This is a genomic window from Deltaproteobacteria bacterium (assembly GCA_016178705.1).
GTDB lineage: Bacteria > Desulfobacterota > Binatia > HRBIN30 > JACQVA1 > JACOST01.
In genome coordinates this window covers 48,516-71,474 of the sequence record JACOST010000003.1, presented here as the reverse complement: position 1 = coordinate 71,474, position 22,959 = coordinate 48,516, and the positions used below count along the sequence as shown (strand labels likewise).

The following is a 22,959-nucleotide window of genomic DNA, read 5'->3' as shown; positions in this document are numbered from 1 at the left end:
AGCTTGGCGCTTGGCCACGGCGATGCTGGCTCGTTACAGTGGAGTCCCTCGCGGACCGGAAGGACGACGCTCAGATCGTAGCCCAGTCCTCAACCCTGAGTCGCGGCACGCGAGAAAACTCTGCGGCGTTGTGCGTGACCAAGATGAGGTTCTGTGCAAGCGCGATCGAGGCGATCAATAGGTCGCGCTCTCCGATCGGTCGGTGACGCAGGATGTATCGAATTCGTGCGTGCTGCTCCGCGGCGTCACGATCGAAAGCGATGATCTGGAAAGGCTCGATCACGGTTCTCCACGCCTCACGCTTCCGTGCTGGGCTGACGCTCTTTTCGGCGCCATACCACAGTTCGGCGACCGTGATGCTGGACACGGCAACGTCGTCGGGGCTCTGCCGCTGGAGCTGCGCACGGACACCAGGTGGGCGGCCGCGCACCGCGTGAATCAAGACATTGGTATCGAGCAGCCAGATCACGCGTCGTTGGCGGCGAGATCGAGGAGCCGTCCTCCGATCGGAACGATCCGGCCCAAATCGAGATCCTTCGCGCGCCGGTCAATGCGCTGCCAGTAGCCGGCGGGCCACTTGCGCTTCGCCACCGGCTCCAAGACGACCGCTTCTCCTTCCTTCCGGATCGCAACCTCCTTCCCCTCGAACCGAAACTGTCGCGGCAATCGAACGGCTTGCGAGCGCCCGTTGGTGAAGATCTTCGCCCGTGCGTTCGGTGTCGCTTGGGATCGTGCGGTGCGCGCCATGATCGCTCCTCCGTATAGACCGGTCTATATCATTGCCCATCGGCGCGCTCCATCCGAAAGTTCCACGCGGACAAATGGCTTGAGCACGAACCTGCTCAACGAACAGGGCCGCTGGTAGATCGTCGCCAGCCGCCTCATGATCCCGACGGTGCTTCCGTACAAGCCGAGCACGCCGAAGACGTGAGACCGCCTGGCCACTGCGGCGTCGCGTCGCCAACAGGCTCCGCCTGTCGATTTCATCGAGGCACGTCCTTCGAGACGCCGTCACAAAGACGGCAGCTTCCCAGGACGAGCGGTTCCGCTGTTGCGGATGCCCTCGATGATTACTTACCTCCTGGTCCGGGGAGCTGATCTGCTACCCCACTTCTATCGTCTGGTGCATTAGTTGTGCTAGGACCTTCACACTTGCCGAGAGGTGAAGGTGACTGAAACCAATGGTTGTACAACTCGTCTGATCTCGGACGCTCCTGCAACAAAGGACGCATTTGGGCCGCACCATCGCGTTGCGGCGGCTTTAGCCGATCTTGTCCGATCCGAAGATGGTGGAAGATCGGTGGGCATTGAGGGTGGGTGGGGCTCCGGAAAAACTACGGTGGTGAACTTGCTGTCGGCGGAGTTGACGAACGAAGCTGACATCACACTTCTTCCGTTCGACGCTTGGGCGCATCAAGGTGACCCGCTGCGCCGTACGTTTCTTGAGAGCCTCACGCGCCACCTGCGGCAGTTGAAGTGGGTCAACCCGGAGACGTGGCTCAAGCGGACAGAAGAACTCGCGCGCAAGCGGACTACTACTAACACAACGACCACACCCAAACTCACCGCGCTTGGCAAGCAGTTCACACTCTCGGTCCTTCTCGTGCCGCTCGGACTCGCGCTGCTAGGGGCCGGCCTCCGCGATGAGGGCGTCACCCTAGCGACGAGATCATCCTTGCTCGCGTGGAAATTCCTGGGCGGAGTTGTCCTTTCGCTTGGGCCACTTCTCGTCCTCTTTGCGAATTTCATCGTGGGTACGCTAGTAGGCCTGACTCGTCCGCTGCGAACAGATGAAGCCGCTCGAACAGATGAAGCCACTAAGGAGGAATCCTGGGCTCTTCTGGTCAACAAGGCGGTGACGCAGGTTCAGACAACCACCATTCAGGACCCGGATCCGACGTCGATTGAATTCGAGGACTACTTTGGCGACCTGCTCAAGGAGGCACTGGCGAACGAGAATCGGAGGCTCTTGCTCGTGTTGGACAATCTCGACCGAGTGACGGCGGCAGACGCCCTCTCTATCCTCTCCACGCTGCGGACCTTCCTCGAGCAACGGAGGGATCGATCGTGGCCATGGTTCAAACGCCTTTGGATTCTGATCCTGTACGATCCCGATGGTATCCAGGGGCTATGGAAAGACAATGCAGGCGTAACCGAATCATTCCTCGCCAAAACTTTTCAAGTGCGGTTCAGGGTTCCCCTTCCAGTTCTGTCCAATTGGGTGACGTACTTGATGGATCTCCTGAAGGAGGCTTTTCCCCGGAACCATGAAGAGTCAGAGTTTCACTCGGTCTACCGACTTTTCGCGGTGCTCCGAGGAAGCAGTGAGCCGCCGACTCCCCGCGATCTGAAACTCTTCGTGAATCAGCTGGGCGCAATCCATCGGCAGTGGGGGGACACGATTCCCCTGCCTGACGCAGCATACTACGTCCTCCTCTGGCGTGCGGGTGAACGACAAGCGCCCGAAAAAATCGTCGATGGCTTAAGAAAAGGAGAGATCCCAACGCGCGAAGTAGTCGGCCTCGTTTCTTCCAAAGTGCGCGACCACATCGCTGTCCTCGCCTTTAACGTAGAGGAGAAGCTGGCACACCAGCTTGTGTTGCGCGAGCCGGTCGAGGCTGCGCTTGGCAGTGGAGATGCTGGAGGTCTCGGGAGCCTTGCGTCGTATCCTGGCTTCTGGGCGGTGCTCGAATCGATTCGGCTCAGCGACTGGGCCAGCACAGAGAACGCAAGGTTGGCGAATGCCGCACACTGTTTGGTTGAAAGTGGATTGATGCAGGAGCCTTCGCAACCAGCTCAGCGGTCGATACTTAAGGACCTTCGCGAAGGCGCGTCCATGGTTCACGAGTGGTGGCCCTTTGACTCAACGACCGCTCGGGGATTGGCGGCTCTTTGTAGGCTGCTTCCCGATTCTCCGTTTGCGCGGACGCAATTGGATGCGATCTTGACTGGCGTGGCGGCCCGTAGCGGCGAGGAGGTTGCGCCTGGAACGGTTGAGCAATGGGTTGAGGGAATGGTTCTCCTCTTGGGTGACCTCAAGGCGGCAGGCCGCGCGCAAGCATACGCGGAGGGATTGGAGGTCGCTTGGCGGCCAGCGGCGTACATCGCGGCATGTGCAGTACTCGCGGGCAGGAATCAGTCTGGCGACTTCTGGCCCTTGTTTCGCTCGGGCGATCCTGGAGCGGTCCTCGATGCCGTACGTGAAGTGATTGGAAGCGGCAAGTTTAGCGCCCAGCACGTGAGCGCAATGCGTGTATTACAATCGGCACACTCCAGCGTCGACTGGGGCTCAATCGTGAAAGCAGTCGAGAAGAGGCTGCAAGCAGATCAAACCTGCGGAGCTGTGGAGGTCGGCGCCCTGCTGAATACCCTTTGCGAGCTTGGAGGGGTTTACAAAGCAACGGAGGAAAGAATCAAGGCGCTCGCGTCAGGCGGGCACCTCCTCCATAACCTCTATCAAGCTCAGAGCGGCGGGAATGAGGATGGAGTTGCCCTTTGCTCGTTCTTGTACTTGCGCAGCGCGCCCACGATACCGGCGCCGCCGACGGTCGGTAATGCGACGAACGGGCACGAGGTTCTGATGGGATTTCTTAAGGCTGGCTCGCCATGGTTCAACGCGAAGTTTCTGGATCTGGTTCTGCGCAACCATGACTTTCCGCTCCTACTGAAGGTTGCCGACGCAACTCCGATATCGAAGCCTCTGGTAGTTTGGTGTCTCAAGGAGATCGCAGGACGCGACGACGCCACCGAAGTCTACACTTCTGATGTGGTGGTCCAAAGATGGGAACTGCTCCGCGCCGAGCTGGGGGATGCGTTTAGATCCCTGCTGGCGAGAGTAAGTTCACAACTCGTCAGCGATCTCGTGGCGGGCAATTTCGAGCCAGAGAAGGCTGGGCTTTATGGCGAGCTGGTTCACGCCGCCATGGCGTTAGACCACGGGTTTGCGGCCTGGTGCGAGCAAGGTCTGCATGCTGTTGAGATGACTCGCTGGCGAGACGAGCTACGCCAGAACGGCGAACTTGTGAAATTGGTAGCCGCGCTTGTGGGGAAAGGAGCCAAACTGACGCTCCCAAAGAGCTATGAGGACGCGTTGGTCGAATTCGCGAAGCTCATACTGCGTGGAGAATCCTCCCCGCCATACGCTATTGAGGGCTATGACGATCTCGTGAAACCCCTGTCTGACGGCGGTCGCAAAATGTATCGCCGAAAGTTGTATGAGGAAGCCGCGGCTATGGACGGCAATATCTCCGAAACGTTCTTCAATCTCTACGCCGCCGAATTGTCCGATCCCGAAGTGCTAAAGGGAGATCAGCACGCGGTGTTTCGATTGTTCACACCACTGATTGCTCGACGCAATCAGGCCGGACTGCAATGGCTGCGGGATTTGCTGTCGTCGCACCCGAATCTGCCTTCCGAGTTCCCGCCTGACACTGTGGACGATCTGCGTCAGCGCGTTCGGGAAGCTCTAGCTGGGCCCGAGAATGAGCAGATAGGTTCGATCCTCAAGGAAATAGCGGAACTCGTGAAATTAGACGTGAACGCCCTGGAGTCCGTGCAGTAGGAGCGGCTGATAGGCTCGATCCCTCCGGATCACCCTCCAGGGCAATTTGCGAGGCGACCCACAAGCCTAGGCCGCTATCGGACCCGATGCCCGCCGGCCATGCCGTCACTGTGCGGATACGACTGAAGGATGGTCCGGCGAGTCGTGGAGAACCATGAGGCGGGCTGTGCTGATCGATTGCAGCGCGTACGCACGACCACTGCGATCCGCGAACTCCACCTCGACGGTGTCGTCGTACTTCATGACGACGGTCCCGATTTGACCACGACGCAACAAGAGTGGCTCGCCAGTCTCGAAGTGGTTTGCCCGGATGTCTTCCAAGAGCGCGACGACATCGTGCAGATGAATCTCGGAGCGCATGGTCAGACTATAAAGCAGGTCGTGAGCCGAGGGAAGTCCTCGCCGTGCAGGATGATCCACGCACTCAAGACCCTGGCGCTCGCCTTGCCCGCGGTCAGCGAGAAGCTCAGTGTGTACTCCGAACCAAACCCGTTGTCGCCGCGGTCCTTGACATCGTCCGAATTGGCGGCCGCGTCGAGCAAGGCCCGCCGCAACGCATTGGCGTTTGCGAGGGTGATCCCGAGCGCCGACTCGAACACGCGAGCCTTGTGGCGGCCCTCCCTGTGCCAGGGGTTGAGCACGTAGTCCTCGAGTTTCGTGCCCACCTCCGCACGTGTGCCATTCGGCAGTTTCATCTCTTTAATCCGCGGCCGCTTGCTTTTACCGCTAACCGGTTGGGAATTCACCTGCGGGAGTAACACAGAGCGGAGCACCGTCGGTTCATGGGCTCGCCAACCCGGTGATTCTGCCGGCTGGTCTCCCATGGCAAGGGGTTGGGCATGTCCCTTCGAGCTTGCAACAACTGCCGCGATCCGGCATCGGAGCAGTGTGCACACTCAGCTTGAAACTCACCCGCACCACGACTTCGAGGACGCGCTGCGCGAGCATCGTCTGTCACCGCTGACGCGCGGCACGCTTCGCACGTTGCAAGTCAATGTCGGCAAGCTTTGCAATCAAGCTTGCCATCACTGCCATGTCGACGCGGGGCCGAAGCGGACTGAGATCATGACCCGCGCCACTGCCGAGCGCGTGGTTGCGCTGCTGGCCGCGCATCCCGGCGTTGAGACGCTCGATCTCACCGGTGGCGCGCCGGAGCTCAACTCGAATTTCATTTGGTTGGTCGAGCAGGCCCGCGCGCTTGGGCGGCGCGTGATCGTGCGCTGCAATCTTACCGTGACGCGTGTGTCCGGCATGGAGTATCTGCCCGAGTTCTATCGCGACCACGACGTGGAACTGGTCTGTTCGCTGCCGTGTTACACCGCGGAAAACGTCGATCAGCAGCGTGGTCATGGGGTGTTCGACCAAAGCATCGCCGCGCTGCGTCGGCTCAATCAGCTCGGCTACGGCCTTGCCGATTCATCGTTGATGTTGGACCTGGTCTACAACCCGGTCGGCAACTTCCTCCCGCCAGAGCAAACGCAGCTTGAAGCCCGATACAAACTCGAACTGAAAACGCTCTTCGACATCGATTTCCACCATCTCTTCACCATCACCAACATGCCGATCAAACGCTTCGCCGAACAGCTCCAGCGCTGGGGGAAGCTCGACGAGTACATGGGTCTGCTCGTCAATCACTTCAATCCCGTAACCGTGGAGGGGCTGATGTGTCGCAGCTTGCTCAGTGTCGGGTGGGAGGGCACGCTCTACGACTGCGACTTCAATCAGATGCTCGAACTCCCGATTGTGTCCGCCGCCGGAGGCGAAGCTCTGACGATTTGGAACGTCGACGATCTGTCGAATCTGAACGGTACTCGCGTCCGCACCGCCGCACACTGCTTCGGTTGTACCGCCGGCGCGGGATCGAGCTGCGGCGGCGCGCTGCAATAGGTTCTGAAGAGAATCGGAATTCACCGCAGAGACGCAGGGACGCAGAGAGGCAGAGACGTACGCCTCCATGGGCCTTCCCTGGACTCTGCGACACTGCGTCTCTGCGCAGAATTCCGATTCTTTGGGTCGGTCACGCGCGAGGTGCTGCGGCACGCGCGTACCAGATCGGCACGACGAACAGATTCAGCCACGTCGACGTCACCAAGCCGCCGACGATCACCAAGGCCATCGGCTGCTCGATTTCGCCGCCGGCGCGACCTCCGAGAGCGAGTAGTGGCAGTAGCGCAATGCCGGTGGTGAGAGCGGTCATCAGGATCGGCGCCAGCCGATTCGCCGCCGCTGTGGCGATCTCGATGTGATCGAGCGCGTGCCCGCGCTCGGCTTCGACGTGGCGAAAGTGAGCGATCAACACGATGCCGTTGCGGATCGTGATGCCGAATACCGTCACGAAGCCGACAATCGCACCGAGCGACAGCCGTCCGCCGGCGCCCAGCAGCACCGCCGCGAGTCCGCCGACGAACGCCAGCGGCACATTCACCATCGTCAGCGCGGCGAGGCGCACGGACTGAAAGTCGAACACCAGCAGCGCGAAGATTCCCACCAACGCCAGCGCGCCCAATCCCAGCAGGCGCTGCTGCGCAGTGCGCGCGGCGACGTATTCGCCGCCGACCTCGGCATACACGCCCGCCGGCAGCGCCACGTCGGCCACGGTGTGTGCGACATCGCGCGCGACTTGTTCGAGCGAGCGACCGCTGGCGTCGAGCCGCACCACGATGGTCCGGACGCCGTCCTCGTGCGAAATGGCGTTGCGCAACGGCGTGACCTCCACGTCGGCAACTGCGCTCAACGGCAGCACGCGACCATTCGACGAAATCAACGGTAACCGCGCTATACGCGTCGGATCGCTGCTCGCGTCGGTGGCGAGTCGCAACACCACGTCGGCTTGCCGCTCACCTTCAACCAGCCGCCCAACCGGCAGCCCACCGAGTGCACTGCGCAGCGCGCGCTCGACGGTCGACACCGGCACGCCCAGCCGCAACATCTCGTCGCGGCGCGGGCGAATGTGAATCCCCGGCGCGGTCAGCGCGCCGGGCGCGTAGACGTCCACCGCGCCGGGAACCGCGGCGACGCGCTCGCTCACCGTGCGCGCGGCTTGTTCCAGGCTGCCGAGCTCGTGGCCGCGCAGGTGTACGACGATGGCAGCGCCGGTCCCTTCCAAAAGTTCCTCGATCCGCTCGTTGAGAAACTGCTTCAGATCGAAGGCGAAGCCGCCGATCTGCGCCACCCGATCACGGATCATCTGGGTGATGTGCGCGGCATCGACATCGGCCGCCAACTGCACCAACAGTTCGCTGCGCTCCGCCCCCCAGGTGTCCTCCGACAGAGTGGAGCGGCCGATCTGTTGCGCCACCGACTGTACGCCCGGCACGTCGAGTAGTGCCCGAGCCGCCACCGCGCCCACACGCGCCGACTCATCGAGCCCCACGCCGGGGGCGCCGGTCATGTGCATGACGAAATTGGTCTCGTGAAAATCCGGCAGGAATTCCAACCGCAGCAGCGGCGTCAACGCGACGCCCGCCAGCACTGTCACCGCGCTCGCGACGATCACCGCTGCCGGGTGGGCTAGCACTCGCAGGAGCGCGCGCTCGTAGTGCCGGCGCAGCGTGGTCATCAAGCGCGGCGGCTTGGGATTCTGCCGCACCGCACCGGGCAACAGCACTAGCGCGAGCGCAGGCGTGACCGTTAGCGCCACACCGAGCGACGCGAGCGTTGCCAATACGTATGCGGCGGCCAACGGGCGGAATAATGCCCCTTCGAGGCCGCCGAGCATGAACACCGGCAGAAACACCAGCGCTACCATCGCGGTCGCGTAGACCACCGCGCTGCGCACTTCGACCGACGCGGCCAGCACGATGTCGAAGGCCCGCGATCCGGCCGGCGCGCTGCGCAGGCGGCGCCACGCGTTCTCGACGTCGATGATCGCGTCATCGACGACTTCGCCGGTGGCGATCGCGAGCCCGCCCAGAACCATCACGTTGATGGTTACGCCGGCGGCGCGCAGCACGGCCACCGCGGTGAGTAAGGAGAGCGGGATGGCGACGACGCTGATCAGCGCGGCGCGCAGGTTGCCGATGAACACGATCAGCACCAGCACTACCAGCACCGCGCCCGCCAACAATGCGCGGCGCAAGTTGCCGAGCGCGTGGGCGATGAATGTCGCCTGACGGAACATCGCTGGGTCTACCCGTACGCCCGGCGGTAGCACGCGCGTCACCGCCTGCAGCGCGTCTTCCACTGCGGCTGTCACGGCGACCACGTTTACTCCGGGTTGTCTGGTGACCAGCAACACCACGCCGGGCTCTCCGTTGACGGTCGCGCCGCCGACCGCGACGCCGGGACCTTCGGCGACATCGGCGACCGCGCCAACAGACAACGCCATTCCGTCGTGCGCGGGCAACGGCGCGCGTGCGAGATCCGCCGGGGTGTGAATGCGACCGTCGAGCCAGGTCGGCAAGCGTTGCCCCGCGCGGTCGAAGAAGCCGGAGCCGGCCGGCGCATCGGTGGCCGCCACCGCATCCGCGAGATCGTCGAGCGAGGTACGCGCGGCCCACAAGCGTTCGGGAGTCGTGGTGATGTGGATCTGACGGCTGTTGCCGCCGAACACCAACACGTTGGCGATGCCTTCGACGCCGAGTAGTCTGGGGCGAATCGTCCACTCGGCGAGATCGCGCAAGGTCAGTGGCGACATCTCCGGTCCGGCCCGCAACCCGATCGCGAGAATGTACGTCAGCGCTGACGACAGCGGCGCGACCGCTGGCTTGACGCCGCGTGGCAACTGTTCCGCGGCGAGTGCCAAGCGCTCGATGACGAACTGCCGCGCGCGCAACGGATTGGCGCCGTACGGAAACACGACCGTGATCACCGACAAGCCGGGCGTCGATGTCGAGCGCAGGTTCTTGATCTCCGGCGCGCCGGCTAGCGCCAACTCCAGCGGCGTGGTCACCAATGCTTCGACATCTGGCGCCGCGAAGCCCGGCGCTTCAGTTTGAATCTCGACGATCGGTGGCGCGAACTCGGGGAAGACATCGAGCGGCGCCTGCCACGCTTCGTAGAGCCCGAGCAGTACGACAACCGTGGCGAGCAGGAAGACGACAGTGCGGTGCGTCAGCGCCGCGCGCACCAATCGCGCGACCATGATTACGGTCTCACGTCGGAAGCGCCGGGCAGTCGGACCGCCGACAGCAAGCTGGCCGCACCGGTGGTGGCAACCCGTGCGCCGGCGCTGAGTCCGCCGGCGATCTCGATGCGCCCATCGCGCGCGACGCCGAGCTGGACGGCCTGCGCGCTGTAGTGGCCGGCGCTCTCTTCGATGAACACTACCGGTCGCTCGGCGTCGTAGACGACGGCGACGGACGGCACCACTACCGCAGCCCGCAGCGCGCCGACTTCGATCGCTGCGCCGCCGGTCATGCCGGGGCGCAGGCGATGCCCGCCATCACGCACGCGCAAGCGGACGGGCGCGGTGCGCGTTGTCTGATCGATGTAGGCCGGGGTGGCGTCGACCGTGCCGGTGAACGGCTGCGCCTGAAATGCGTCTGCGATGAAGCGCGCGCTGCTGCCGACGGTGATCTGTCCCACGTCGGCTTGGACGATCTGAGCGAGCACCCAGACCTCATCGCTCGCCAACGGCGTGCGTTCGGGACTGCTGCCGAATGCCGTTAGCGCCTGGCGCGCGCGCGCCGCCGTGGCCGCCGCCGCCGCTTGCTCCGCGCGCGCCGCTTGCAGTTCCTTCTCAGGCGCAACAGCGGTCCGTGCGAGCGCTTCGAGGCGGCGCACGGTCTGCGTCGCGAGTTGCTGGCGGGCGTCCGCTTCGGCGAGTTGCGCGCGCGCATCGCGCAACTCCGGCGCATCCGCTTCCGCCGTCACCGTGGCGAACGCGCGAACGACGTCGCGCACTTCTTCGAGTGCGACGCTCACCGTCTCGACGCCGGGCACTGTGGCCTGCTGGGTCTGCTCGATTTGTTCGTGGCGCTCGTCCGCGTTGCGGTTGCACGCGGAGAGCGGGAGGAGGGCGGTGAGCAACGCCAGTGCGTGCCGCGTCAATGATCGGGTCACTTCGGCTCCTCTCCTACGGCCTCGATGAGATCGGCCTCTGCCTCGCGCAGGTCCAGCCACGCGGCGATCGCGGCGGAGCGAATCTGCAACAAGCGGTCTTGTTGCGCCAGCACGTCGGGTAAGCCGAGATAGCCGCTGGCATAGGCGCGCTCGATCAGATCGCGCGCACTGTTCGTGGCCGGGACGGTGTCGCGCTCGTAGCGCGTCCAGGCGTCGGCCGCGGCGTTGCGCCGAGCGACGGCAAGATGGATCTGGCGCGGGATCTCGCGCGCCAAGCGATCGGCTTCGGCAGAGGCGCCGCGCGCGTTGGCGTAGAGCGCCGCTTCGGTGCCCTGGTCGCGATTCCATACCGGCAGTGGCACTTCGATCTCGCCGCCGACGATCTGTTCGTTGGCTTGCTCGTGACGATAGAAGCCGCGGATGGTCGGATTCGGAACCAGTGCGCGGCGATGCGTGAGCCGCGCTTCGGCTTCGAGGCGCGCGCGTTCAGCGCGGGCGGCGGCGAGGTCGGGACGTGTGTCGAGCGCCTGCGTGACCAAGGTGTCCTCCGGCGGCAGTGCGGGCAACGCCGCCGGCGTTGTATCCGCGACCGCAATGACGAGCGACTCTTGCGCATCGGCGCCGATGGCAGTGGCGAAGCGGGCGACGGCGCGAGCGCGATCGGTCTCGGCCGTGGCGACTGCTTGCGCCGCGCGCGTGCTCTCGATTTGCGCCAGTTGCACTTCGAGGTCGCCGACATCACCCGCGCGCGCGCGCCGCTGCGTGGTTTCGAGCACTCGCTTGGCGATGGTCGCGCTCTCTGCCGCGAGCGCCTTGCGCCGTTCAGTCGCTGCGAGGCCGAAGAAGGCGCGGCGCACTTCGCCATCGACTGTCCGCGACTTGTCGGCGAACAGATGCTCCGCGCGGTCGACATCGTATTGTCCCGAGGAGAGTCGCAGCCCGCGCTGTCCGCCGACCTCGACCTCTTGCCCGAGGGTGATGGCGCTGTCGACGTGAGTATCCGGCGGCGTGCGATGCCAGGCGCCATCGCCGGTGATCACCGGGTTGGCCTGAATCAGTCCCGCTTGCGCCAACCGCGCGCGCGCCGCCTCGACCTCCGCCTGCGCGGCGCGCAACGCCGGCTGCGTGCGCGCCCGCGTCAGCGCATCGGCGAGCGTGAGCTGCTCGCCCGCGCTGAGGGCACGCGCACCCCACGGCGCGATGATCGCGCTCGCCGCAAGCAGAAGCCGTGTCCAAGATGCACGCACGTTGCCCGCCCACGTAGCACGGCCGTGCCATGCTTCAAAAGGAGCAAGGGCTCGCCTATCGAAGGCCCGGTTGCTGCGTTCGCCCCGGCGCGCTTGCCCTCGCCGCGGTCCAGCGCCGGGCGGCGTTGAACACCGTCGCCGCGACCAGCACGCCCGCGGCAGTGACAACATCCGTCGGCCCGAGCGGCAAGTCGAATCGGTACGCGACGTAGAAGCCCACGAACGCACTCAGCAGCCCCAGCACCGAAGAAACGCAGCACAGAGGCAGCACGCCCCGCACCATGCGGTAGGCGGCGAGTGGCGGCAGCAGGAGCAAGCCGAAGACGACCATCGGCCCGACCGTCATGACACCGATGGCGATGGTGGTGCCGACGATGGAGAACAAGACCACGTGCCACAACGTCACGGAACGCCCCAGTGTGATCGCCATCTCGGGATCGTACGACACCAGCAGCAACTCGCGGTGAAAAGCTAGCAATGCGAGGAACAACGCGCTGTACGCCACTGTCATAAAGGCCAGCGTGTCGCGACCGACGGTTACGATGTCGCCCTTCAGCAGTGCCAACACGTGGGCCTCGCCAAAGGGATTCGCGGCGACGAACAGAATGCTGAGCGCGCCCGCGACGCTGAAGACCGCGCCGATGCGACCTTCAGAGACGCCGGGGCGGCGCTCAAGCAGCGCGAGGCCAAGGATGGTCAGGAACGTAAGCGACAGCGACCCGCCCAACGCCATCCAGCGTTCCGCGACATGGTGCGGCAGGAAGTGCCAACCCAGATTGTGCAAGAGGAACGCGAGGGCGATCCCGGCGGCCGACGCCTGCGGCAACGCGACCCCAAGAAAGATGATGCGACGCAAGACGAAGTACACCCCCACCCACGGACACACGATGCCGACGAGCAAGCCCGCCAGGAGCGCCTCCCGCAGCAGAAAATCCGATCGCAAGATCTCGACGAGCGTAGCCATCAGCCTATCGACGCTTCCGGGATGAGCATCTCGCGGATGCGTTCGGGCGTGAGCATCTCGGCGGGCGATCCGCTGCGCAGCGTGCCATGATGCACCCAGATCACCCGGCTCGCGACCTGCTCGACCGTGCGGAGGTTGTGGCTGACCATGACGATTGCGAGCCCACTGCGCAGCAGCTCCTTCACCAACTCGATGACCGCGTACTCGGTTGCCAGGTCGACACCGGTTGTCGGCTCGTCCAGCAACAGCACCGTCGGCCGCGAAACGAGAGCGCGCGCGATCAACACGCGCTGGCGTTCGCCGCCGGAGAGTTCGCTGAGCAGACGGCCTCCCCACTCTTTGGCGCCAACGCGCGCCAGCGCGTCGGCCACGATCTGATGAGAGGCTTCCGGAAGCCGCGTGAACGGACGCAGTCGGCGATACGCGCCCATGCGCACGACTTCACGGACCGTGACCGGGAAGATGGCATCGAGCTGCTCGCGCTGCGGAACGTAGCCGCAGCGCACGGAATCGGCGGGACCGCGGCGCACCGTGCCGGCGATGGGTGGCAGGATGCCAAGTAGCGTCTTGAAGAGCGTCGTCTTGCCACTGCCGTTTGGCCCCAGCAGCGCCACACATTCACGGGCGTGTACGGCGAAAGAAACCCGCCGCAAGACAGCGGTGCCGTTGTACCCAACCGTGGCGTCGTCGAGGGATACGAGCGCGGGCGACCCTTCGAGTCCGGCCGCGCGTTCGAGGTCCTGCGGATTCTCCGAGCCGGCAGGTTGTTGGATCATGTCGTCTTCAGTGCCGCCGCAACTTGGCGGACATTGTAGTCGATGAGCTCGATGTACTCGACGGCCTGCTCGCCCCCCGGCATGATGGGTAGCAATAGGACGCGCGCGCCGGTCTTCTCCGACACGAAGTCTGGGTTCTGCCGCTCGCGGTTTGGTTCGACGATGATCAACCGCACGTGATCGCTCTGCATCTTCGGTATCAGCTCGACGAGATGCGTGGGCGACGGTGGAATGCCTGGTTTGGGCTCCAAGGTGTCGACCACATCGAGCCCGAAGCGCTGTGCGAAGTAGTCGAAGTCCCTGTGGTAGGTCACCACCTTCGTACCACGCACGGGTTCGAGCAGCGCTTGCCACACGATGAGCCTGGCGTCGATGTCAGCGCTGAACTTGCGGGCCCCATCTTGATAGCTCGCGCAATGCGTCGAATCGGACACGCACAACCCTGTGACGATGGTAGCGGCAACCGTCTTCGCGTTGAGCGGGTCCAGCAGATAGTGCGGATTGCCGAGGGCGTGAACATCACCCATGGCGCGATTTAGTTGCGCCGGGACATCGAGCAACGCGATGCCTTCGGATGCAACGACGCGGCCCGGACTACCGACCGCGATACGCGAGTTACGAGCACCCTCAACCAGGGGCGGGAGCCAGCCGGCTTCGAGCTGCGCTCCGCCCTCGATCAAGACGTCGGCTTGGTTGAGGACGCGGATGAAGCTCGGTCGCGCATCGACAAAATGCGGGTCCTCGTTCGGGCGCGCGATCGATGTTACGTCGACGAAGTCACCGCCGACAGCGCGCGCAATCGCAGCTAGGTCAGGCGTTGTTGCCACGACACGCAGCTTGTCGGCGGCCTGCCCCGAACCAACAACAGGAAGCAGTGCAGCAAGCACAAGGACGATTCCAATTGATTTCATATTCCGGCTCCTCATGCCTAGAACTTGTGCGCCCCGTGCGAGCCGAGCAGGAACTCGAACTGGAGCCACGCGGAACTGTCGTCGCCAAGGATCTGACCCTGGTCGAAGTTATACTGCAGCCGAATCTTCGAGAACTCGGTCGGGTAGAACGTCAGGTTCGGAGAGACACGGACCCGCCCTTCGCGATTAGGATCGGACTTGAACGCTCCCTCATCACTGGCTACCCACTCGCCGCGCAGTCCACCGACCCAGCCGAGCGTGAAGCCGTACACAGCCTGGGCGTAAAATCCGTAGTCGTAGAGGGTCTCACGCGGAAGGGATATCGGAACGCCCGCAGCCGGGTCAGCTTCCGCCATCCCCGCCTGATAATGACGTGCCATACCCTCTGTTTGAAGCGCGACGAAGGGGAAGCCACCCGATTGCCAAGATGGTTTCCACTTCCAGAAGCCATCGACCCCGTAGATTTGTGTACTGGTGTTGCTACCGGATGCATTGGGGCCGAAGGCGCCGGACATGCCGGCAACCAGCGTCTGCGAATCGGTTAGATCAAACGAGGCGACGTATCGGGGCACCCACATCATATCGCTTGGGCTACGCACCGGCCGATCGACGGGCGGTCGTCCGAAGAGGTCGTCACTAGAATTGCGGAAGCTGAAGGCGCTCTCTCCTGAGCTGTTGAGCACCGAGAGCAAGAGCTCAGAGTAGAACGAGGTCGGAGTGAGCCACGAGAGACGTGCGCCGACGGAGCGCAACCCGTCCGGCCCGAACATGCGTCCGTTGATGAGGTTCTGATCCACAAACTCCCATTGGTGGGGATGTTGTGGGTTGAAGCGGCCAAACTCAACAAACTGCTGTCCCACTTTGAGCTGCAGGTTCCAAGGGAGTGAACTGGTGACAAGATAGGCCTCCTCCAACTCGACGCTGGTCTGACCGTTCTGGTCGAGCTTGTAGACGATGTTGCCGACGCCCTTGAAGTAGGGATCGACCGCGCCGTCGAAGACCACCTCGGCATTCGGAATCGTAAACCCACGCTGCTGCGGGTCGTGGTCTCCGGTCTCGATGAGCGGCACGTCCTGCTGGGTCGACCAACCGGCATCGACAAGCACGTCAAAGGAGATATTCATGTACGCTCCACCCACACCAAACAGCCGCATCGGTGCGGTTGGAGACCAAGCCTCTTGTTGCCTCGTGGCGACGACGGGCGGGAGCGCTTCGGCGACGAGGCTCGTCGCCGCTGGCGCTGTGCGTACTGGAACCTCCGCTACCGGCGCGGCGGCGGGCGAAGCGGCCTTTTCCTTCGAGAGCTTGTTGATCAGCGCCTCCTGCTTCTTCATTTGCTGCTGCAGTTGATCGAGCTGCGTTTTCATCGCTTTCAAATCCTGCTGGAGCTGTTCTGCGGTCTGTGCCGGCGCGCGCGCCGCGCTCAGGCTCATGATCACGAGTGCCATCAGCCCGCTGGCCAAATGGCGGATTCTGAGAACGTATCCCATCGGTTCCTCCTCGTCCGGATACACAACGGCCGTGCCGTCATGATCCAGCGCGCGAACAGATACGAGTGGAACCGTGACGGCGCTACGCTAGGTGCGAGGCGTGGGAGAGTGGTGGTGCCCGACCGCTCGTGAACGGACGGTGGACCGCGACTGGCGCGGCCTGACGCGTGATTGCCACCGAGAGGATCGGCAGCGCTAGTACGGGTTGAGGCGCCGGCGCGCTGCCCATCACAGGTGAATGATGGGTTGCGACGCAAACCGGGCACGAATCTGACGCAGTCGGCTGACTCGCGCTGTGCCGGTGGCCGCTGAAGGCAAGCGGCACAAGCAGTAGGGCGAGGACGAGGAGTGTCCCCACACGCTGCAAGGTCCGTTGCCGGAGGCGAGTCATTCGTGCCGGCTATAGTCGCGGGTCACTGGGGTGTCAAGTACGAGGGAGGCAACGCACGGATGGAGAAGTTGCAGCGAGATGTTTCGCTCAGCTCGGCGGGACGGTGCGGGAGTGTTTGCGGCGGGCTGGGTTTTGAATCATGCGAGAGCCCCGCCGGGCGCGGGCCCGGCGGGCGGGGAGGGGAGGACAGCGACAGGACGCTGGTTCGCTTCAGGCGGCTTCCTGATGCGGCTGTTCGAGTTCGAAATGAATCGCAGCGACGGCATCCGCGTCGATGCACGCGTCGGGCTGGCCCGACTCATGGCGGACCGGGGCCGCGTTGCGCGACGTTCCGCTGCGCAACAGTCCCAACCCCGATCCGACCAGCGCCGCGAGCAGTCCCCAGGCGAGTACCGCGACCACCGTGGGTCCGCCGGCAATCACACCCGTCAGCGTGCCGTACGCAGGCAGTGAAGCGAAGGATAGTAAGCTTGTCATGGTGAAACCTCCTCGCGGATCGATCCGCGCTAGTTGTGCGACGCGAGTAACGACGCGCCCGCGACCAGCATCAACGCGATCATCCCCCACATCATCGGAGCCAAGTGAGCCGTCATGTCGAGTACCATTGTCGTGACCTCCTGCTTGTGTTGCATCGCAAGCACGGTGCCAAGCTGGTGCGCGCGACTGACGCTGTCGCAAACGATGCGAGCGCAGTCGCCGCGCTGCACTCGCGCAAACTATTCTTTGCGGCAACTGCGGAGAACGCGCTGAATCGCTGAGGCTGGAGTGCTGCTAGGTCTAGTTAGCTGCTGACGAAAGTTTGCAGCTCAAACGCGACCAGGCGTGCGCAGTCCGAAGTCTTTCATTTTCTTCTGTAGCATGACGCGACTGATGCCGAGGGCACGGGCGGTGTGCGAGACGTTGCCGTTTTGCATCCGCAGCACATGGGCGATGTAGTCGCGTTCAAATTGATCGCGGGCGTGTTTGAGCGAGCCGGCAAGCCGCACGAGGCCCGCTCCGCTCTGCGCGGCGATCACTCGATCGGAGAAGTATTCCGGACCGAGTGTGGTCGACTCGCCGGCGAGCGTCACGGCGCGTTCGAGTTCATGCTCCAACTCGCGGACGTTGCCGGGCCACGGGTAGCGCAACAGGCACTCGATGGCGTCGGGCGTCGCGGTCATTGCCGGCTTTCCCCACTTTGCGGTCAGCCGTTTGAGAAAGTGCGCCACCAACGGCGGGATGTCCTCGCGGCGTTCGCGCAGCGGCGGCACGCGAATCGGAAAGGCGCTGACGCGATAGTAGAGATCCTCGCGGAAGCGGCCGGCGCGCACTTCGTGCTGTAAATCCTTGTTGGTGGCCGAGATGATGCGCGTATCAACCTTGCGCGTCTCGGTATCGCCGACCCGAATGAACTCGCCGCGTTCGAGCACGCGCAGCAGCTTGACCTGAGTGGTCGGCGGCGTGTCGCCGATCTCGTCGAGAAAGATCGTCCCGCCGTCGGCGGCTTCGAAGACGCCGCGCTTGTCGCTGTTGGCGCCGGTGAAGGCGCCCTTGCGGTAACCGAACAGTTCGCTTTCGAGCAGGCTCTCAGTGAACGCGCCGCAATTCACGGCGACGAAGGGTTTCTCCTTGCGCGGGCCTTCGAAGTGAATCGCGCGCGCAACGACCTCCTTGCCGCTGCCGGTTTCACCCTGCAGCAGCACGGTGATGGGTGAACCGATGGCGCTCTCGACCAGCCGGAAGACCTGTTCCATCGCCTCGCTGGTGCCGATGATGTCGGCAAAGCGACTCCGACCCGGCCGTTCGCGACTGAGCAGGGCGACCTCGTCGCGTAGGCGCGCTTCCGAGAGTTTGAGCGTGCGATAGAGGCGCGCATTCTCGATCGCGACGGAGATGCTGCCGGCGAGCGCTTCGAGAAAGGTGAGGTCGGCGGCAGCGAAAGTCCCCGTGCGTTTGTTGAAGCCCTCGATCACGCCGATGATGCCGTGTTGCGTGCGCAGCGGCGCGCACACGATCGAACGGGTATCGCCGCCGGTTTGCTGATCGGCTTCCGAATAGAACCGCGCGTCGCGGCGCACGTCGGGAACCAGCAGCGACTCGCCGCTCTGCACCACCGCGCCGGCGATCCCCTTGTCGGCTGGCATGCGCAAGTTGCGCAGCCGCTCGGCGACCTCGGGATTCTCCGGACTGGTGTATGGGAAGTAGAGTTCGCGCCCGGTCTCGTCGAGCAGAATGACCGAGCAGCCTTCTGCGTCGAGCAGTTGTTTGGTCTTCTCCGCTACCCACGGAATCAAGTCGTCCAACTCGATCAGCGCATGCAGCGAACGACTCACGTCGTAGAGCAGTTCGAGCTGTTGGGTGGAGATCTCCGTCATCGGGGCTTCGATCGCATCGCTGGTTCCATACTGTACGAACCGCGCAATCGCCAGCGTAGTAGCCTTGTCTGTGTCCCGTTCCCTGTAGGGGCGACGCATGCGTCGCCCGCGAATGGGCGTGCCCACTGCGGAGAAGACGGGAGGCGATACATGCATCGCCCCTACCCTTCGGAGAAGATCGCATTTTACGGACGTTTGCGAAATACGAGATCGGGACGCCCAGCGGATCACCGTCGGCTGACGGCGAGACTCACGGCGGCAGTCATCAAACACGCACCGATCAGTGTGTGCGGACTGAGACGGTCGCCAAGCCAGAGTGCTTTGAGCACCGCTGCGCTGATCACACTGGTGGCCGCCGCCAGGCTCCCTTGGATTGCCGGCGTGAAGCCGAGGCCTTGGTGCAGCAGCACTTGCCCGCCGACGGAGGTCAGCACCACGCCGGCGAGTGCGAGCAGCAGCGCCGGCGATGGTGGCGGCAGGCCGGCCAGTAGAGCCGGCGCCGTGATGACCATACCGACCAACATGAAGTAGGTCGTGATCAAGAACGCGCCCTCGCTCGCGCGCAGTTGCCGAGCGGTCGCCACTGCGCCGCCAGCAAGGACCGACGCGCCCATCGCGCTGAGGCCGCCGAGCATGGTGGCGTGACTCACGTGCGCGCTTGGCCCGAGCACGATGAACACGCCGAGCAGATTGAGCGCCAAACCCACCCCAAGACGGGCGTGGAAGCGCTCGCCCATCAACGTGGTTGCGAACAGTGCGGTCGATACCGGGTAGGTGCAGTGAATCAGGGTCGCAAAGCCGGCACCCGCGCCTTCGATGCCACGGTAGTAGAGGACGATCGAGCCGGCGCCGAGCACGCCGCGCAACAGCACGCGGCGGAGATTGCCCGGCCGCGGCCGTAGCCCGCGCCCGTGACCGACGACGAGCAGCACGAGTAACGAGCCGGCAAAGCGCACGAAGGCAACCTGAGACGACTGCATGCCAAGCGTGGCAACTCGCACGCACACCGCCATCGCGCCGAACAGAAATGAAGCCAGCACGATCACCCCGACGCCACGCACCCACACGGCGCGACGATCCAGCGGGGCGGCGATGGTGACCATCGCGTACGACTGGCGGAGTGCCGCGGTGCAGTCAACCGCCGCGTTTCCACGAAGTTTCACGTTGAGCGGAACAACTAGTGAGCGCAACAACTAGGGTCAATAACAACTAGGGTCATGAGCGGAACAACTAGGGTCAAGCCTGGAAAGTAGGAACAGCGATGGACCGGTTCGGGCGGCCGTAGTAGGGGTCTTGGTGATGGCGCGAACGTTGCGCATCGCCTTTAGGCGAGGCGCTCCACCGCAAGGTCGCGCTGGAGTGCGTGGCCGCCATCCTGGGCGACGAGGCGAGCGCCGAGGTCTTCCTCCTCGCGCTGGACGGGTTGCTCGCGGATCAGCCCGCGATGGAACTGATGGAGCAGCGAACGCAGCTCCTCGCGGCGCGCTTCGCTCCTCGCTCGTCGAAGAAAGGAGCGCGGTCATGACAGGGTCACCTGAAATCCAAGAGATCGCCATAATAACCGGTGCGTCTACCGGCATCGGCGCGGCCACGGCACGCGAACTGGCCCGGCGGGGGTTCCACGTCCTCGCGGGTGTCCGGCGCGACCGGGACGCCGACGCAATCCGGGGGCCGGGTATAGAGCCGCTGATCATCGACATCACCAACCCGGACCACATCCGGGCGCTAGCTACTCGGGTGCACGGGGACCCGCAGGGCCGGGCAGTGCGGGCGCTGGTAAACAACGCCGCCATCGCGGTCAACGCACCGGTCGAGGCCTTCGCGATCGACGAGTGGCGACGCCTGTTCGAGGTCAACCTCTTCGGCCACATCGCCGTTACCCAGACACTCCTACCGGCCCTGATCCGCAGCAAGGGTCGCGTGGTCAACATCAGCTCCGTGGGCGGCAAGATCGCCATGGCCACTTATGGTCCTTACGCAGGCACGAAGTTCGCGCTCGAAGCGGTCAGTGACTCCTTGCGACGCGAAATCGCCCCGTTCGGCGTCCAGGTGGTCGTGGTCGAACCGGGCGCCGTGCGTACGGAAATGGCCGGCCGGGCAATCGCCACCGCCCATGAGCTGGCGTCGACCATGACGCCCGAGCAAAGCCAGCGCTACGGCGGGCTGGTGCAAGCCATCGCCGCGCAGACCGCGTCGTTCACCAAGTCGGGCCTGCCCGCTGACGCCGCGGCCAAGGTGATCGCCAAGGCAGTGACGGCGCGCAAGCCGCGCACTCGCTACACCATCGGCCGCGACGCCGCACTGCTCACCCGCGTGGCGCGCATCCTGCCCGACCGGATACTCGACCTCCTCTTTGCCGCCGCTCTGCGTCCCCACTTTCCCAAGGAGAGCAAATGAGCACCACGACTCCGCTACGGCTCGCGGGTAAGTCCGCGCTCGTCACCGGCGCGGCCCGCAGCATCGGTGCCGAGATCGCGCTCACCTAGGGCCGCCGGGGTCAGCCATTGAAATAAGAGATAGGGCAGGCGACGGAGAAGCCGGCTGGCGTCGGAACGGCTTACTTCTACTTTCAAGCGCTGACTCCGGAGGTAGACTCAAAGCCCGTCGCGCTTCCACTATGCTTCACGGTTGAGTGATCGCCGCCATGCGGATAATCGACAGTCGATGGTTGAGGCAAGGTCTCGAGCGCTGACGTTGCTGACGACCGGCCTGCTGCTGTGCCTGGCGTACACGATGTGGTTGCCTTCGCCATTGCCGTCGGGCGTGAAGGCGGACCGCGTCGTGGTCCGCAAGCGTGAGCGCTGGCTGCGTCTGATGCAGGGCGAGGTCGTCCTGAAGTCGTACCGGGTTGCATTGGGCTGGGATCCGGCTGGCCACAAACAACGCGAGGGCGACGGCAGGACGCCCGAAGGCCACTACGTGCTCGACTGGCGTAACCCGGAGAGCCGATTTCATCTCTCACTGCACGTCTCGTATCCCGACGCTGCCGACGTTGAGCAGGCGGATGCTGCCGGCGTGTCGCCGGGTGGCGACATCATGATTCACGGCTTCCGTAACGGATCGAGTTGGCTCGGCCGCCTCTATCACTGGCGCGACTGGACCAATGGCTGCATTGCTGTGACCGACACTGCGATAGAAGAAATTTGGCGCGCGGTGGACGACGGCACGCCGATCGACATCGAGCCGTAAGCCGGCGCCAAGCTCGGCGCTTGAGTCCACCGGCGCCGCTCTCTATGGTGCGCTGCATGAAATCGCCGATCGTTCGCTTCAGTGTGCTCTTCTTTACCTTCCTCATCGGGTTCAGTGTGCTCAGCGTGGTCACCTCGCTGCAGAATCATCTGCACGTCTTCGAGAAGGGCATTGCTGTGTCCGCCGCCTGGATGGCGCAACTCGTCGGCAGCGAGGCGACCGTGAACGACAACCTCATCGCAGTGGCGGGGATGACCCTCGACATCAACCACGAGTGTACCGGCGTGTTCGTGTTGTTCGTCCTCGCGAGTTTCATCGCCGCCTATCCGGCCAAGCTTAGCGCCAAGGCTATCGGGATGGTGGTGGGCGTCGTGCTCCTCACGTTCGTCAACATGTTTCGTATTGCGACGCTGGTGCGCGTGGTCGAGTTCAAGCCGCAGTTGTTCCCGTACTTTCACGAGTACGTGTGGCAGGGCGCGTTTCTGATGCTGGTGACGTTGTACGCCATGAGCTGGGTGGAGTGGTCGCGTCGATGAAGTGGCGCTTCGCCGGCATCTTTCTGCTGAGCTTCGCACTCCTGCTCGTCCTGTGGTGGGCGGCTGACGTAGCGACGCTGTTTCGGAGCGCCGTGTTGACGATCGCCCGCGCCATCAGTCCGCTGGTGAATGGGTGGTGGATCGACATCAAACCCACCGATGCGATCTTTCACTCCGGCACTCGTAAGCTGCACCTGCTGGTGCAGTTACCCCAGTTGTCGATGGGGATGGTGCCGTTCCTCGCGCTGGTGGCGGCGACGCCGGGCATCCGTATCAAGCGCGCGGCGATTGCCGCCGCGCTGGGCAGCGTGTTGTACGTCCTGATCGATGTGGGCGTGGTGCTCACCTATCCGTTCATCATGGATCAGCCCAATGTTTTCAAAGACACGCTCGGGGTGTTCTCCGGCTTGGTGGCCTTCGTCGTGGCGCCGCTGGGCTTGTGGTTTGTCATGACCTATCCGGAGCTGCGCGCGTTGTGGCAGCTGGTGCCGCCCGCGCCGCAGCCGGCGAAGCGACAGAAGGCGAAGAAGAAGTAGC

At 64.0% G+C, this 22,959-nt stretch carries 20 protein-coding genes and 1 pseudogene; 7 read left to right on the top strand and 14 right to left on the bottom strand.

Going from position 1 to position 22,959, the window contains the following annotated elements; genetic code table 11:
• Positions 1–70: 70 nt before the first annotated feature.
• Positions 71–469 (bottom strand): type II toxin-antitoxin system VapC family toxin, encoded by a 399-nt coding sequence (locus HYR72_01405; protein MBI1813613.1) that lies wholly within the window; start codon positions 467–469, stop codon positions 71–73.
• Positions 466–747 carry an AbrB/MazE/SpoVT family DNA-binding domain-containing protein gene (locus tag HYR72_01400; GenBank protein ID MBI1813612.1) on the bottom strand — a complete coding sequence of 94 codons (282 nt, stop codon included), beginning with the start codon at positions 745–747 and terminating at the stop codon, positions 466–468. The genes HYR72_01405 and HYR72_01400 overlap by 4 nt, the downstream gene beginning before the upstream one ends.
• 421 nt (positions 748–1,168) lie before the next feature.
• Between HYR72_01400 and HYR72_01395 the strand changes: the two genes are divergently transcribed.
• Positions 1,169–4,561, top strand: a complete 3,393-nt coding sequence (locus HYR72_01395; protein ID MBI1813611.1) for a hypothetical protein — start codon at positions 1,169–1,171, stop codon at positions 4,559–4,561.
• Positions 4,562–4,666: 105 nt separating this feature from the next.
• Here HYR72_01395 and HYR72_01390 read toward each other — a convergent pair whose 3' ends face one another.
• Both HYR72_01390 and HYR72_01385 read right to left on the bottom strand, forming a co-directional pair.
• Entirely contained in the window at positions 4,667–4,921 is a 255-nt protein-coding gene (locus HYR72_01390) for a DUF4926 domain-containing protein (protein MBI1813610.1), read from the bottom strand.
• A 2-nt stretch (positions 4,922–4,923) separates the two neighbouring features.
• Positions 4,924–5,256, bottom strand: a complete 333-nt coding sequence (locus HYR72_01385; GenBank protein MBI1813609.1) for a hypothetical protein — start codon at positions 5,254–5,256, stop codon at positions 4,924–4,926.
• A gap of 127 nt (positions 5,257–5,383) precedes the next feature.
• Between HYR72_01385 and arsS the strand changes: the two genes are divergently transcribed.
• On the top strand, positions 5,384–6,448 hold the full coding sequence (arsS, locus tag HYR72_01380; GenBank protein ID MBI1813608.1) for an arsenosugar biosynthesis radical SAM protein ArsS: 1,065 nt from the start codon (positions 5,384–5,386) through the stop codon (positions 6,446–6,448).
• Between the two features lie 130 nt (positions 6,449–6,578).
• Here the strand turns inward: arsS and HYR72_01375 are convergent, their stop codons facing one another.
• The 10 genes from HYR72_01375 to HYR72_01330 form a co-directional block, all read right to left on the bottom strand.
• The gene (locus tag HYR72_01375; protein MBI1813607.1) at positions 6,579–9,644 is read right to left on the bottom strand and encodes an efflux RND transporter permease subunit; all 3,066 of its coding nucleotides are present in this window, start codon (positions 9,642–9,644) and stop codon (positions 6,579–6,581) included.
• A 2-nt stretch (positions 9,645–9,646) separates the two neighbouring features.
• Positions 9,647–10,564: an efflux RND transporter periplasmic adaptor subunit gene (locus HYR72_01370; GenBank protein ID MBI1813606.1), complete on the bottom strand. Its 918-nt coding sequence runs from the start codon at positions 10,562–10,564 to the stop codon at positions 9,647–9,649.
• Positions 10,561–11,811: a TolC family protein gene (locus HYR72_01365; GenBank protein ID MBI1813605.1), complete on the bottom strand. Its 1,251-nt coding sequence runs from the start codon at positions 11,809–11,811 to the stop codon at positions 10,561–10,563. The genes HYR72_01370 and HYR72_01365 overlap by 4 nt, the downstream gene beginning before the upstream one ends.
• A gap of 55 nt (positions 11,812–11,866) precedes the next feature.
• On the bottom strand, positions 11,867–12,775 hold the full coding sequence (locus HYR72_01360; GenBank protein MBI1813604.1) for a metal ABC transporter permease: 909 nt from the start codon (positions 12,773–12,775) through the stop codon (positions 11,867–11,869).
• On the bottom strand, positions 12,775–13,551 hold the full coding sequence (locus tag HYR72_01355; protein MBI1813603.1) for a metal ABC transporter ATP-binding protein: 777 nt from the start codon (positions 13,549–13,551) through the stop codon (positions 12,775–12,777). Before HYR72_01355 ends, HYR72_01360 begins: the two co-directional genes overlap by 1 nt.
• Positions 13,548–14,462, bottom strand: coding sequence for a zinc ABC transporter substrate-binding protein (locus HYR72_01350; protein ID MBI1813602.1), 915 nt, complete (start codon positions 14,460–14,462; stop codon positions 13,548–13,550). The genes HYR72_01355 and HYR72_01350 overlap by 4 nt, the downstream gene beginning before the upstream one ends.
• Before the next feature lie 17 nt (positions 14,463–14,479).
• Positions 14,480–15,952, bottom strand: coding sequence for a hypothetical protein (locus tag HYR72_01345; GenBank protein ID MBI1813601.1), 1,473 nt, complete (start codon positions 15,950–15,952; stop codon positions 14,480–14,482).
• 601 nt (positions 15,953–16,553) lie between these two features.
• Positions 16,554–16,820 (bottom strand): hypothetical protein, encoded by a 267-nt coding sequence (locus tag HYR72_01340; GenBank protein MBI1813600.1) that lies wholly within the window; start codon positions 16,818–16,820, stop codon positions 16,554–16,556.
• Positions 16,821–17,149: 329 nt separating this feature from the next.
• A complete protein-coding gene (locus HYR72_01335; protein ID MBI1813599.1) occupies positions 17,150–18,697 on the bottom strand; it encodes a sigma 54-interacting transcriptional regulator in 1,548 nt (515 codons plus the stop codon).
• A gap of 227 nt (positions 18,698–18,924) precedes the next feature.
• Complete coding sequence (locus tag HYR72_01330; GenBank protein MBI1813598.1) at positions 18,925–19,860, bottom strand: DMT family transporter; 936 nt, start codon at positions 19,858–19,860, stop codon at positions 18,925–18,927.
• A 170-nt stretch (positions 19,861–20,030) separates the two neighbouring features.
• On the opposite strand from HYR72_01330, the pseudogene HYR72_01325 reads away from it, so the two are divergent.
• The 5 genes and pseudogenes from HYR72_01325 (at position 20,031) to HYR72_01305 (ending at position 22,958) form a co-directional block, all read left to right on the top strand.
• Positions 20,031–20,222: pseudogene (locus HYR72_01325) on the top strand (TetR/AcrR family transcriptional regulator).
• Positions 20,219–21,094 (top strand): SDR family NAD(P)-dependent oxidoreductase, encoded by an 876-nt coding sequence (locus tag HYR72_01320; GenBank protein ID MBI1813597.1) that lies wholly within the window; start codon positions 20,219–20,221, stop codon positions 21,092–21,094. The pseudogene HYR72_01325 and the gene HYR72_01320 overlap by 4 nt, the downstream one beginning before the upstream one ends.
• A 267-nt stretch (positions 21,095–21,361) precedes the next feature.
• A complete protein-coding gene (locus HYR72_01315; protein ID MBI1813596.1) occupies positions 21,362–21,886 on the top strand; it encodes a L,D-transpeptidase family protein in 525 nt (174 codons plus the stop codon).
• 56 nt (positions 21,887–21,942) lie between these two features.
• Positions 21,943–22,422 (top strand): archaeosortase/exosortase family protein, encoded by a 480-nt coding sequence (locus HYR72_01310; GenBank protein MBI1813595.1) that lies wholly within the window; start codon positions 21,943–21,945, stop codon positions 22,420–22,422.
• Positions 22,419–22,958 carry a hypothetical protein gene (locus HYR72_01305; GenBank protein MBI1813594.1) on the top strand — a complete coding sequence of 180 codons (540 nt, stop codon included), beginning with the start codon at positions 22,419–22,421 and terminating at the stop codon, positions 22,956–22,958. The genes HYR72_01310 and HYR72_01305 overlap by 4 nt, the downstream gene beginning before the upstream one ends.
• The last annotated feature ends 1 nt before the right edge of the window (position 22,959 follow it).

What these genes read in the sequence shown, in the direction of transcription:
- HYR72_01320 (MBI1813597.1), top strand. Translation starts at nt 20,219, where the DNA reads ATGACAGGGTCACCTGAAATCCAAGAGATCGCCATAATAACCGGTGCG.
- HYR72_01390 (MBI1813610.1), bottom strand. Translation starts at nt 4,921, where the DNA reads ATGCGCTCCGAGATTCATCTGCACGATGTCGTCGCGCTCTTGGAAGAC.
- HYR72_01385 (MBI1813609.1), bottom strand. Translation starts at nt 5,256, where the DNA reads ATGAAACTGCCGAATGGCACACGTGCGGAGGTGGGCACGAAACTCGAG.
- HYR72_01360 (MBI1813604.1), bottom strand. Translation starts at nt 12,775, where the DNA reads ATGGCTACGCTCGTCGAGATCTTGCGATCGGATTTTCTGCTGCGGGAG.
- HYR72_01340 (MBI1813600.1), bottom strand. Translation starts at nt 16,820, where the DNA reads ATGACAAGCTTACTATCCTTCGCTTCACTGCCTGCGTACGGCACGCTG.
- HYR72_01335 (MBI1813599.1), bottom strand. Translation starts at nt 18,697, where the DNA reads ATGACGGAGATCTCCACCCAACAGCTCGAACTGCTCTACGACGTGAGT.
- HYR72_01400 (MBI1813612.1), bottom strand. Translation starts at nt 747, where the DNA reads ATGGCGCGCACCGCACGATCCCAAGCGACACCGAACGCACGGGCGAAG.
- arsS (MBI1813608.1), top strand. Translation starts at nt 5,384, where the DNA reads ATGGCAAGGGGTTGGGCATGTCCCTTCGAGCTTGCAACAACTGCCGCG.
- HYR72_01310 (MBI1813595.1), top strand. Translation starts at nt 21,943, where the DNA reads ATGAAATCGCCGATCGTTCGCTTCAGTGTGCTCTTCTTTACCTTCCTC.
- HYR72_01375 (MBI1813607.1), bottom strand. Translation starts at nt 9,644, where the DNA reads ATGGTCGCGCGATTGGTGCGCGCGGCGCTGACGCACCGCACTGTCGTC.
- HYR72_01315 (MBI1813596.1), top strand. Translation starts at nt 21,362, where the DNA reads ATGGTTGAGGCAAGGTCTCGAGCGCTGACGTTGCTGACGACCGGCCTG.
- HYR72_01345 (MBI1813601.1), bottom strand. Translation starts at nt 15,952, where the DNA reads ATGGGATACGTTCTCAGAATCCGCCATTTGGCCAGCGGGCTGATGGCA.
- HYR72_01355 (MBI1813603.1), bottom strand. Translation starts at nt 13,551, where the DNA reads ATGATCCAACAACCTGCCGGCTCGGAGAATCCGCAGGACCTCGAACGC.
- HYR72_01350 (MBI1813602.1), bottom strand. Translation starts at nt 14,462, where the DNA reads ATGAAATCAATTGGAATCGTCCTTGTGCTTGCTGCACTGCTTCCTGTT.
- HYR72_01305 (MBI1813594.1), top strand. Translation starts at nt 22,419, where the DNA reads ATGAAGTGGCGCTTCGCCGGCATCTTTCTGCTGAGCTTCGCACTCCTG.